The sequence below is a fragment of the Pseudomonas sp. KBW05 genome (assembly GCF_003852405.1).
GTDB lineage: Bacteria > Pseudomonadota > Gammaproteobacteria > Pseudomonadales > Pseudomonadaceae > Aquipseudomonas.
Genome location: NZ_QAJM01000006.1, coordinates 103,694 through 115,105, shown reverse-complemented (window position 1 = coordinate 115,105; position 11,412 = coordinate 103,694). Strand labels below are relative to the sequence as shown.

The following is an 11,412-nucleotide window of genomic DNA, read 5'->3' as shown; positions in this document are numbered from 1 at the left end:
CGTTCTAGTGCACCTCAACTGGAGTAAATGATGAGCCAAGTCACTGTGCGTTCCGTGGTCTATCAGCTTGATGGCCAGTCCTATGAAAGCCGCCTCGCGTTCGATGCCAGCCACAAAGGCCCGCTGCCGGGCCTGTTGATGGCGCCGAACTGGATGGGAGTGAGTGCGGGTGCCGAAGAGATCGCCAAGAGCGTGGCCAGCAAAGGCTATGTGGTGCTGATCGCCGACCTCTACGGGCAAACCGTTCGCCCGTCGAATGGCGATGAGGCCGGCGCGGCGATGATGCCGTTGAAAAACGATAACCCTGAGTTGCTCAAGCGCATGCAAGCGGCCTTTGAGCAACTGCAGGCCCAGGTCGAAGTGGATACCGCCAAGTTGGCGACCTTCGGTTTCTGCTTCGGTGGTTTCTGCTCGCTGGAGCTGGCGCGTACCGGCGCACCTCTGAAGGCCGCCGTGTCGTTCCACGGCACCATCGACACCCAGAACCCGGCGGGTGCCAAGCACATCCAGGGTTCAGTGCTGGTGCTGCACGGCGCATCCGATCCACTGGTGCCAAAAGCGCAACTGCCGGCGTTTGAAGATGAAATGAACGCGGCTGGGGTGGATTGGCAATTGCTGAGCTACGGCGGCGCGGTGCATTCCTTCACCGACCCGCACGCCAATGTGCCAGGCAAGATGATGTATGACGCGAAGACGGCCAAGCGGGCGTTCAAGTCGATGCATGATTTGTTGGATGAAGTGTTCCAGGGCTGATTCTTTGGCGCCTGTAGCGGCCTCATCGCAGGCAAGCCAGCTCCCACATTTGAATGCGTTCACAAATCAAAATGTGGGAGTGTTTCAGGGCTGATTTTTTGGTCCTATTGCAGGCAAACCAGCTCCCAGATTTGAATGTATTCACAAATCAAAATGTGGGAGCGGGCTTGCTCGCGAATGCTATCTCACAGGCAACTCAATCCTTTCTGTTTCACCGGGCACCGTCGGCCAATCCCCCGCCGCCCAACGCTGCCGCGCCTGTTCAATCACCGCCGGATCACTCGCCACGAAATTCCAATTGATCCGACGTGGCCCATCCAGCGCCGCGCCGCCAAACACCACCAAGTGGCACTCCGTCTCGGCAAACAACGCCATCTCCTGACCCTGTGGCAAAACCACCAGGCTGTTTACCTCCAGCGGCTCACCGTCCAGTTGCACGTCGCCTTCCAGCACATACACCGCCCGTTCCTCATGTTCATCGGGGATCAACAGGGTGGTGGCCGTCTGCATCCGCACTTCGGCATACAGCGTCGGCGACAGGACGGGTACTGGTGACTTCAGGCAGAAACCACTGCCGGCGATCAGGCGAATCTGCACCCCCAGATTGTCGCTGAACGGCAGGCTTGTCGCCGGGTGATGGCTGTAGTGGCCTGGCCCGGTCTCGTGATCCTTGGGCGAGGCCAGCCATACTTGCAAGCCGTGCAGGTTGAATCCTGCGGCCTTGACGGCATCGGGCGTGCGTTCGACGTGGGCAATCGCGCTGCCGGCGGTCATCCAGCTGACGTCGCCGGCCTGCACCACCTGGTCCGAGCCCAGGCTGTCCTTGTGCTGCAAGGTGCCTTCGAACAGGTAGGTGAGGGTGGAGAGGCCGATATGCGGGTGCTGGCGGATATTCATGCCGCTGCCCGGCGCATAGCGGGTCGGCAGCATATGATCGAAAAACACGAACGGCCCGACGCTGCGGCATTCACGGGAGGGCAGCGGGCGCAGGATCGGCTGGCCTTCCACGTCTTCGGGGCGTGGGCGGATCACGGTAAGGGCGGTCATGGCAGGTCCCAGTCTGAGCGGGTTGGATGGCGTTGAGCATAACCCGCTCGCCGGGATGTTGCCGCTACTGGCTGAAGGCGCCTTCGGACAATTTGGTGTCGATGCTGATCTCGGCGGTGGTCATCAGCTTGTGCACCGGGCAACGGTCGGCCACGCGATGCAGTTCGTCGCGCTGCGCATCGGTGAGCACGCCCTTGAGAGTCAGCTTGACGTTGAGCTTGTACTTGCCCTTTTGCTCCTCAGAGGCGTCGTGGGTGACTTCCACGGTCACGCCGGTGAGCGGGATGTCCTTTTTCTGCGCGTAGAGTTTCACGGTCAAGGCCTTGCAGGAGGCCAGGGCAGCGTCGAAGTAGTCGTGGGGGGAGGGCGCCGAGTCATCGCCACCGAGGCTCTTGGGCAGGTCGGTGAACAGCTCGTGGTTATTGATATTCACGCTATGGCGAAAGTTGTCGTGGTTGAGCGTATTGACGGTAACGGGCATGGCAAACCTCACAGGAAGGGCAGGATGAAGGTCATGCAGTTATAGAGCATGGGCGCGTTCGGGTGTTCCATGTTTTCTACAATCAGTTTCGCCGCGATTGTGCTAGGGGTTTATATCGCGTTTTCGTCTTACGCAAAGTGGCGCAAGGGCCGATACCTTCAAGACCAGCCAGCTGCAAATGGATGCAGCGCTTTTGGAAGGAACCAAGGCATGAGTATCAGAAGTCTGAATATCGCCCCGCGCGCCGGCCTGGGCTTTGGCGTGTTGGCATTGATGGTGTTCGCGTTGGGCGGCTTCGCCCTGTTGCAGATGGCCAATATGCGCCAGCAGTCCGATCAGGTGGAGAACAACTGGCTACCCAGCGTGATGGCGGTAGGGGAGATGAGCCAGGACCTGTTGCGCGTGCGTGCGCTGACCCTGCGCCTGCTGCTCAATCGTGACGCCCAGGCGCTGGCACAGAACGAGCAGAAGCTCGGCGACCTCAAGAACGGCCTGCACCAGGCGCAGAGCTTGTATGAAGCGCTGATCGTGCTGCCCGAGGAACGCACCCTGTTCGACCGTTTCAAGGCCCAGGAGCTGCAATACCTGCAACGTCAGGAGCAGGTCATGGGGCTTTCCAAGAGCAATCAGTTGGACGACGCGATCAAAGTGGTCAACGGCGAGATGAATCAACTCGCCGACGAAATGGCCGTCACTCTGCATGACCTGGTCAAACTCAATAAAACCAATGCCAACCTGGCCGCGAACGTGGCGCAGAGCGTGTTCAGCCAGTCGCGCAGTTGGGTGGTGGGCATGATTGCACTGACGGCGCTGATCACCATCGGCCTGGCCGTGTGGCTGACTCGCAGCATTGTGCTGCCCCTGGCGCAGTCGCTGAAAGTCGCCCAGGGCGTGGCCAGCGGCGATCTGACCGGCGAGATCAACGTCACCGGCAAGGACGAGCCCGCGCGTTTGCAGCAAGCGCTCAAGGGCATGCAGGAACACCTGCGGGACACTATCCGGCAGATCGCCGAATCGTCGAACCAACTGGCCTCCGCTTCCGAGGAGCTCAGTTGCGTGACCGAGGATGCAACCCGTGGCCTGCACCAGCAGAACCAGGAAATCGAGCAGGCAGCGACGGCGGTCAATCAGATGACGGTGGCCGTGGAGGAGGTGGCCAGCAACGCGGTGGCCACGTCTCAGGCGTCCCGGGAGTCCGACCGCATCGCCCAGCAGGGGCGTGAACAGGTGCAGCAGACGGTGGTGTCGATCGAGGCGCTGGCCTCGGATGTGACGGCGAATGCCACGCAGGTCGAGGATTTGGCGCAGAAGGTCTATGGCATCAGCAAGGTGCTGGATGTGATCCGTTCAATTGCCGAGCAGACCAACCTGCTGGCGCTGAATGCGGCCATCGAGGCCGCCCGGGCCGGGGACGCCGGGCGTGGATTTGCGGTGGTGGCCGATGAAGTGCGGGCGCTGGCGCATCGCACGCAGCAGTCCACCCAGGAAATCGAGCTGATGATCAGCGGCATCCAGCAGGGTACCGATCAGGCGGTCAGTTCCATGCAACACAGTAATACGCGGGCACACGCCACGCTGGAAATCGCCAAATCGGCGGGGACAGCGTTGGAGGCGATTGCGTCGGCGTTTACCTTGATCAATGAGCGAAACCTGGTGATCGCCAGTGCGTCGGAGCAGCAGGCGGCGGTGGCGCGGGAGGTGGATCGCAACCTGATGAATATTCGTGATCTGGCGCATCAGACGTCTACCGGGGCGAACCAGACCAGTGCGGCGAGCCAGGAGTTGTCGCGGTTGGCGGTGGATTTGAACACCATGGTGGCGCGGTTTTCGGTGTAGGGCTCAGAATCCGGTTGGCCCCTTCGCGAGCAAGCCCGCTCCCACATTTGACCGAGTACATCCTTTGGAATGCGGTCAAATGTGGGAGCGGGCTTGCTCGCGAAGCAGGCGACTCGGTCTTAAATACTGGCACCCATAAAAAAGCCCCGAACCAGTCGGGGCTTTTTCATGCAATCAAGCGACAGGCCTTACTTACCCTGCCAGCGTTTCAGCACCAGGGTGGCGTTAGTGCCACCGAAGCCGAAGCTGTTGCTCATCACGGTGTCGATCTTGGCGTTTTCAACGGTCTTGAGCTGGATCGGCATATCAGCGACGGCCGGGTCCAGTTCATCGATGTTGGCCGAGCCGGCAATGAAGTTGCCTTCCATCATCAGCAGGCAGTAGATCGCTTCGTGAACGCCGGCGGCGCCCAGGGAGTGACCCGACAGGCTCTTGGTGGAGCTGATGGCCGGAGCCTTGTCGCCGAATACCGCACGTACGCCTTCCATTTCCTTGGCGTCGCCGACCGGAGTCGAGGTGCCGTGGGTGTTCAGGTAGTCGATTGGGGTATCCACGGTGGACATTGCCATCTGCATGCAACGGATGGCGCCTTCACCGCTTGGTGCAACCATGTCGTAGCCATCGGAGGTCGCGCCGTAGCCAACGATTTCCGCATAGATCTTGGCACCACGGGCCAGAGCGTGTTCCAGCTCCTCGACCACCACCATGCCGCCACCGCCGGCGATGACGAAACCGTCACGCTTGGCGTCGTAGGCGCGGGAGGCCTTTTCCGGGGTTTCGTTGTACTGGGTGGACAGTGCGCCCATGGCGTCGAACAGGAACGATTGGCTCCAATGCTCTTCTTCACCGCCGCCGGCGAACACGATGTCCTGCTTGCCCAGCTGGATCTGCTCGACCGCAGTACCGATGCAGTGAGCACTGGTGGCGCACGCCGAGGAGATCGAGTAGTTCACGCCCTTGATGGCAAATGGCGTGGCCAGGCAGGCCGAAACGGTGCTGCCCATGGTCCGCGTGACACGGTACGGGCCAACGCGCTTCACGCCTTTTTCGCGCAGGATGTCCAGCGCTTCCATCTGGTTGAGGGTCGATGCGCCGCCCGAACCGGCGATCAGGCCGGTGCGTACGTTGGAAACCTGGTCGTCGCTCAGGCCGGAGTCGGCGATGGCGTCTTTCATGGCCAGGTAGGCGTAGGCGGCAGCGTGGCCGACGAAGCGATAGATCTTGCGATCGATCAGTTCTTCGAGGGGCAGGTCGATGGAGCCGGAAACCTGGCTACGCAGACCCATTTCGGCATATTCCGGGTTGAAGCGGATGCCAGGGCGACTTGCACGCAGGTTAGCGGTGACGGTCTCTTTGTCATTGCCCAGGCAAGAAACGATGCCCAGACCAGTGATAACGACGCGGCGCATGCGGATAACCCTTAAAAGTTGTCAGTGGAAGTGAATACGCCGACCCGAAGGCCTTCGGCAGTATAGATCTCGCGACCGTCGACGCTCACCGAACCATCGGCGATGGCCAGGTTCAGCTTGCCCTTGAGGACGCGCTTGATTTGAATGTTGTAGGTGACTTTCTTGGCGGTCGGCAGGACCTGGCCAAAGAACTTCACTTCGCCCGAACCCAGGGCGCGACCGCGACCCGGCAGGCCTTGCCAGCCGAGGAAGAAACCGACCAGCTGCCACATGGCGTCAAGGCCCAGGCAGCCTGGCATGACAGGATCGCCTTCGAAGTGGCAGGCAAAGAACCAGAGGTCCGGGGTGATATCCAGCTCGGCGACCAATTCACCTTTGCCGTACTTGCCACCCTCTTCGCTGATATGGGTGATGCGATCCACCATCAGCATGTTCGGGGCGGGCAGTTGCGCGTTACCTGGGCCGAACAGCTCACCGCGACTGCAGCGCAGCAGGTCTTCCCGGGTAAAGGCGTTTTGTTTGGTCATGCGAGCTCCTCAATAATCCCATGCGGCAGGGTAGGGTAAATCTTCCCGAACCGACTGAAGCGTTACGCCTCATACCGGCAGCCTACACATAGACTATTGCGTTGTAGTGAAAGTCACAGCGGCAAGGCACTGAATGTACACTTGTTCACTGAAATTTTAAACCGGGCCTGTTTATCGGTCCGTTTGGGTGCCTAAGACTGCCGCACTTTCGTCTTTCACGCCAGTCGGACTTGGCTGATGGCGTGGCGCTATTGCACCCAACGTTGCAGGATTTGCTGCAAATCCGTGCGTTTGAATGGCTTGGCCAGGTAATCGTTCATCCCGGCGGCCAGGCAGGCTTCGCGGTCGCCCTGCAAGGCGTTGGCGGTGAGGGCGATGATCGGCAGGTCGGCGCAGCCCGGCAATTGGCGAATCTGCCGGGTCGCCTCGTAGCCATCGATCAGCGGTAATCGGCAGTCCATCAGGATTGCGGTGAAAATCAGGCTTTCGGCACTGCGGATCGCCTCGGCGCCGTCGGTGGCCAGGCTGACTTCAAAGCCCAGGCTGCGCAACATGGCTTCGACCACGGTACGGTTGACCGGGTTGTCCTCCACCAGCAACACATGGCGGCCATCACCGGCGCTGCTTTTGCCGTCGCCGTCATGGGCAATCTTCGGCAAGTATTGCTGGTCGATGGCCAGGGGGATTTCCAGGGTAAACACCGAGCCACGGTTTTCTTCGCTTTGCGCGCGCAGCGTGCCGCCCATGCGTTCGGCCAGGGTGCGGGCGATGGGCAGGCCCAGGCCGGTGCCGCCGTAGCGTCTGGAAATGGAGCTGTCGGCCTGCTGGAACGCGTCGAACATCAACTCCAGGCGCTCGGCCGAAATGCCGATGCCGCTGTCACGTACGGTGCAGGTGAACCACAGCAGTTCGTGATCGAGGGGTTGCCACTGTGGCTCGATGGTCACGTTGCCCTGTTCGGTGAACTTCAAGGCGTTGCCGATCAGGTTGACCAGGATTTGCCGGATGCGGGTCGGATCGCCTTGCACTTGCAGGGCGGCCATGCCCGGCGGAATCCGCAGCTCCAATACCAGCCCGCGTTGCACGGCACTGTGCTGGAAGGCTTGGGCGCAGCTGTTGATCAGGTCTGCCAGGTTGAACGGAATATGCTCCAGCTCCAGGGCGGCCCGTTCGATGCGCGAGAAGTCGAGGATGTCGTTGATGACCTTGAGCAAATGCTCGGTGGACTCGGAGGCCAGCGCCGCATATTCGGTCTGCTCCTCGGTCATCTCGGTGGTTTCCAGCAGTTGCAGCATCCCCAGTACGCCGTTCATCGGCGTGCGCAGCTCATGGCTCATCATCGCCAGGAAATCCGACTTGGCATTGTTCGCCCGTTCCGCCTCTTCGCGAGTCTGGATCAACTGGGCCATGGCCTGGTGTTGCTCGCGGCTGGCCTGGTTGAGGCCTTCGGCCAGGTTGTTGATATGCCGCGACAGGTCGCCCAGCTCCGAGTCATCGACAATCGGCAGCGGTGTCTTGTAGTCGCCTTGCTGGATCGCCTTGACCGCGTGGCCCATGGCGCTGATCGGCTGTGACAGGCTCGCGGCCAGGCGCCGTGCCAGCAGGAACGTAAACAACAGGGCGAACAGCGCCAGGATGCCGGCCTTGAACAGGATTTCCTGCTGGCGCTGGCTGAAGGCGTCGTTGGACATGCCGACGATCACCCGTCCCAGGTAATCCGCGCGGGGCGGCTTGGGTTCGTTGAGGTTGTCCTGGAAGAAGTCATTGCCCAGTTGGATATGTTGCAGGCGGATCGGCGCCTGGAAGACTTTGACCGACAGCGAGCGGTCATGGGTTTCCGAGGGTTGTTCAACGTATACCAGGATGTTCTCTGCGCTGTCCTGGATCTCCAGAAAGCGCACATGGGGCGTCGCCAGTGTCGCGCGCAGCAGGCTCTCCAGCACATCGTTGTTGCCGGAAATCACCCCGTATTCGGTGGCGGGCGCTAGCTGGTTGGCGATCAGTTGGCCGGTGTGGTCCAGCTCCTGGCGCAAATCCTGGATGCGCACGAAGGTAAAGAAGCTGATCAACAGCAACGTCAGCAACAGTGCCGGGCCCAGGGTAATAAGCTGGGTGCGGGTGTTGATATCCCAACGACGACGCAGGGTCATGGGCGTTTTTCTCCTTCGGCCAACCGGGCGGCGACGTTGGTTTCATCAACCTCTTCGAGCCCCAGCGAGCGTGCGACTTGCGGGTTGCCCGCGACTTTGAAGTGTTCCGGGTACAGCGTGCGTGGCCAGGTGGCCGGTGGCTGGTCCAGCAGGCGGTCGAGCACTGCCAGCCAATCGCTCTGGTCGCTGTAGGTGCTGGCCAGGCTGCCGGCCCGGACGAACCCGGCATTGGGCCCCACCAGCGGCAATTGCCGGGCGTAGCTGCTCAACAGCAGGTTTTTCGCGGTTTTCGGGTTGTAGAGTTGCGGGTCATCGAGGCCGAGCAGCACATCACTGCTCTTGAACAGGTTTTGCAACGGGCGGCTGTCATTGGTGTTTTCCCACAGCTGCGGCACTACTTCCAGGCCCATGGGCGTGGCGTACTCACGCAGTTCTGGCAGGAGGAACTCGCTGTCGGCCGCGTAGAGCACGCCGATGCGCCGGGCCTGGGGCAGGATGTTGGCGATCAACTGCAACTGGCGCGCCAACGGCGGGTCGCTCCACAGCAGGCTGATCCTGGCCGGTAGGTGGTTGCCCAGGCGTTGCCGGGCTTGCAGGCGACTGATGCGCAGCACCAGGGTCGGCGGGCCCTGGGCGTCTTGCAGGCGCCAGTCGAGCCCCGCCAGGTCCAGCAGGACCAGGCGCGTGCTCGCGGGCAGGCGGCCCGGTGCGGGCAAGTCCTTGAGCGGGGTAAAGGTGACGTGGTCTTCCGGGCGTGCCTTGGCCAGGGCTTCGGTGAAGGCCTGTACGCCAGCGCCGTCGTCGGCGGCGGTCAGCAGGATATCGGCAGTCCAGGCCGGCACACTGAACAGCAGGCACAGCAACAGCAGGGCGCGCCGCCAAAGCCTTGGCCTATAGACGTGGGTCATCCTTGACTGAGCGCCCATGTCAGAACTCTAGCTCCGCACTGAAATAGAGCACATGACGCGAGTCGTAGTTGTTATCGGCCCAGGTGGTGGGCTGGTTATCGAGGCGTTGTTGCAACATGCCGGCCAGCTCCACGTTGGCTTTGCCCAGGGCAATGCGCTTGGCCACCCGCAGGTCGACCCGTTCGAAGCGATATTGGTTGAGCGCATCGTCGCCATAATAGAACAGCGCGCTGGACCAGCCCCGGCCCCATTCCCGCAGCCAGCCGGCCGAGCCACTGTTACGTGCGGTCTGGGCCTTGTCCTTGGGGTTGCTGGTGGTTGCATCGACGTAAGCATAGGTCAGCCGCAGGCGGTCGGCGCTGCTCATGCGCCAGTCGAATTGGGATTCGGCGCCGGTAAACCGCGAGCTGTTGGCGTTGCTGGCAATGTACTGGTTATTGCGCAGCGGCGAACTGATCATTTCGGTGATCTCGTCGTAGAACAGCTTCACGTCCAGGTTCAGCCCGATGTCGGCGAAGAAGCCGTTGTAGCCCAGTTCCCGCGAGCGCATCAGCTCTTTGTCGAGGTTGCCCGGGCCACGTGTCACCACAAAGTACTGGCCGGTATTCTGCCCGTAGGCCGGTGAGCTGAGGTTGGTGACGCGGTAGCTCCAGTTGACGTTGTTCTCGAACATGTCTGGCGAGCGGATCGCCTCGGAATACACCGCGCGCAAACCGTGGCGCGGGTTGATCAGGTAGTTGACCGCCACCCGTGGCGTCAGCGAGCTGCCGCTCAGGTGGGTGTCTTCGAACATCGCACCGCCCTGCAACAACCAGTGCTCGCTGGCGCGCCATTCCAGTTGGCCGAACAGACGCCAGGTGGTGTCGTCCAGGGTGCCGTTGAAGTAGGTGTCGGAGTCGGCGCGGTCATAGCGATAATTCACACCGCTGACCAGGCGCAGGCTGTCGGACAGGCTCAGGGTGTCCTGAATTTCCAGGTCGTAGCGGCTTTCGCGGGTGCTTTGGTTGATGTCGCCGCACACGTTCTGGTTGGCACCGTTGCGCCACTGGTCCAGGACCTGGTTACCCAATGCTTGCTCGTCGGCGCTGCCCGGCGGGGCGACGCCCTGGCTGTAGCTGTCCATGTGCCGCGCCAGTTGTTCGGCGTAGTTGGGGTTGAGCTGCCAAAGCCGCGTCAATTCGGGGCTGAACGAGACCTTGGCGTCGCAGGCCTTCCAGATCTGCTGGCGATCCCACTGTTGGGCCGAGCCCTGAATATACAGGCTGTGTTCGGGGTTGAAGTCGAAGTTCCAGCGCAGGGATGCGGCATAGTCCTTGGCAGCGACGTCGGAATTGTTGCCACCTTCGGTAATCCCGTCGAATACCGGCGTGTAGGTATAGGGCCGCTGGTTGGTCCCTTCCTTGGCATTCAGTTGCCAGTCGATGCTTTGTTGCGCGGTCAACGTTTGGCTCACAGCCAGGCTGAAGCGGTTGAGGCGACGGCTGTCGCGGCGGTCGGCACCGGCGGCATCGCTGTCAAAGCCGTCGTCCTGTTGCCCGGACAAGGACAGGCGCAGGTCGCCGGTGTCCCAGCGCACGCCTTGGCTGGCATAAAAGTCGTTGATCCCGCGCTCACCGCGGATGACTTTCACCCGCGTGCCCTGGCTGTTGGCCGGCGAGCGCGTCAGGATATTGACCACCGCCATCAGCGCATTGGCGCCGTAGCTGACGGTGTTGGGGCCACGGAATACTTCGATGCGCTCGATATCTTCCATGGCCACTGGAATGTCGCTCCAGTCCACGGTCGCCAGGCCGGCGCGGTACACCGAGCGCCCGTCGATCAACACCTGCATGCGCCGTGCGTCGCTGGCACTGGTGCCGTGGTAGTTCACCGCCGCCTGGTTGCCGGTGGTGTAGCCGACCATCATCCCCGGCACCAGGCGCAGCAGCTCGCTGATGTCCCGCGCGCCGCTGGCCTTGATCAACTCGCTGTCGATCACCGTCATGCTGCCCGGCACGGCGGCGGCCGATTGCTTGAGGCGGGTGGCAGTGAGCACCTGCGGCAGCGGTTGGCTGTCGAGGAACAGGTCGTCGGCCAAAGTCGTGCCGCTGCACAGCAGCATCAGCAGCAGGGATGAACGGGGAGGAGGGCCCAAATACACGGAACGGCCTTGATAATTGCGGATAGCCGCCCATGTTAACTGAGGTCGGGCCATTTGCCAGTCGTAGGACTTGCAATTACTTCACACAAATGTGGCATTTTCTGACATTCCCACGAATTGACGTGGGGGCTGGCTGCAAGCGGGTCGCTCCGTATAATGCC

General features: G+C 61.6%; 9 protein-coding genes. 2 read left to right on the top strand and 7 right to left on the bottom strand.

The genetic code is table 11. From position 1 onward, the window contains the following. The first annotated feature begins 30 nt into the window (after positions 1-30). Entirely contained in the window at positions 31-753 is a 723-nt protein-coding gene (locus DBR46_RS05370; RefSeq protein ID WP_124525316.1) for a dienelactone hydrolase family protein, read from the top strand. A 180-nt stretch (positions 754-933) separates the two neighbouring features. On the opposite strand, the gene DBR46_RS05365 is transcribed toward DBR46_RS05370, so the two are convergent. Both DBR46_RS05365 and DBR46_RS05360 read right to left on the bottom strand, forming a co-directional pair. After that, complete coding sequence (locus DBR46_RS05365) at positions 934-1,800, bottom strand: pirin family protein (RefSeq protein ID WP_124525315.1); 867 nt, start codon at positions 1,798-1,800, stop codon at positions 934-936. 64 nt (positions 1,801-1,864) lie between these two features. Continuing rightward, a complete protein-coding gene (locus DBR46_RS05360; RefSeq protein WP_124525314.1) occupies positions 1,865-2,281 on the bottom strand; it encodes an OsmC family protein in 417 nt (138 codons plus the stop codon). Positions 2,282-2,491: 210 nt separating this feature from the next. Between DBR46_RS05360 and DBR46_RS05355 the strand changes: the two genes are divergently transcribed. Continuing rightward, a complete protein-coding gene (locus DBR46_RS05355) occupies positions 2,492-4,117 on the top strand; it encodes a methyl-accepting chemotaxis protein (RefSeq protein ID WP_124525313.1) in 1,626 nt (541 codons plus the stop codon). Between the two features lie 188 nt (positions 4,118-4,305). Here the strand turns inward: DBR46_RS05355 and fabB are convergent, their stop codons facing one another. From fabB to DBR46_RS05325, 5 genes are all read right to left on the bottom strand, one after another. Then, complete coding sequence (gene fabB / locus DBR46_RS05345) at positions 4,306-5,526, bottom strand: beta-ketoacyl-ACP synthase I (RefSeq protein ID WP_105522250.1); 1,221 nt, start codon at positions 5,524-5,526, stop codon at positions 4,306-4,308. 11 nt (positions 5,527-5,537) lie between these two features. Further along, entirely contained in the window at positions 5,538-6,053 is a 516-nt protein-coding gene (fabA, locus tag DBR46_RS05340) for a 3-hydroxyacyl-[acyl-carrier-protein] dehydratase FabA (protein ID WP_010211704.1), read from the bottom strand. 248 nt (positions 6,054-6,301) lie between these two features. Continuing rightward, positions 6,302-8,203, bottom strand: coding sequence for an ATP-binding protein (locus DBR46_RS05335; RefSeq protein ID WP_124525311.1), 1,902 nt, complete (start codon positions 8,201-8,203; stop codon positions 6,302-6,304). Then, positions 8,200-9,129: an ABC transporter substrate binding protein gene (locus DBR46_RS05330; protein WP_124525310.1), complete on the bottom strand. Its 930-nt coding sequence runs from the start codon at positions 9,127-9,129 to the stop codon at positions 8,200-8,202. Before DBR46_RS05330 ends, DBR46_RS05335 begins: the two co-directional genes overlap by 4 nt. Before the next feature lies 1 nt (position 9,130). Beyond that, entirely contained in the window at positions 9,131-11,251 is a 2,121-nt protein-coding gene (locus tag DBR46_RS05325; RefSeq protein WP_368666064.1) for a TonB-dependent receptor plug domain-containing protein, read from the bottom strand. Positions 11,252-11,412 lie beyond the last annotated feature (161 nt).

Bases quoted from the DNA above. Each gene is read 5' to 3' on its own strand.
- DBR46_RS05370 (WP_124525316.1), top strand. From the start codon at position 31: ATGAGCCAAGTCACTGTGCGTTCCGTGGTCTATCAGCTTGATGGCCAG.
- fabA (WP_010211704.1), bottom strand. From the start codon at position 6,053: ATGACCAAACAAAACGCCTTTACCCGGGAAGACCTGCTGCGCTGCAGT.
- DBR46_RS05355 (WP_124525313.1), top strand. From the start codon at position 2,492: ATGAGTATCAGAAGTCTGAATATCGCCCCGCGCGCCGGCCTGGGCTTT.
- DBR46_RS05335 (WP_124525311.1), bottom strand. From the start codon at position 8,203: ATGACCCTGCGTCGTCGTTGGGATATCAACACCCGCACCCAGCTTATT.
- DBR46_RS05330 (WP_124525310.1), bottom strand. From the start codon at position 9,129: ATGGGCGCTCAGTCAAGGATGACCCACGTCTATAGGCCAAGGCTTTGG.
- fabB (WP_105522250.1), bottom strand. From the start codon at position 5,526: ATGCGCCGCGTCGTTATCACTGGTCTGGGCATCGTTTCTTGCCTGGGC.
- DBR46_RS05365 (WP_124525315.1), bottom strand. From the start codon at position 1,800: ATGACCGCCCTTACCGTGATCCGCCCACGCCCCGAAGACGTGGAAGGC.
- DBR46_RS05360 (WP_124525314.1), bottom strand. From the start codon at position 2,281: ATGCCCGTTACCGTCAATACGCTCAACCACGACAACTTTCGCCATAGC.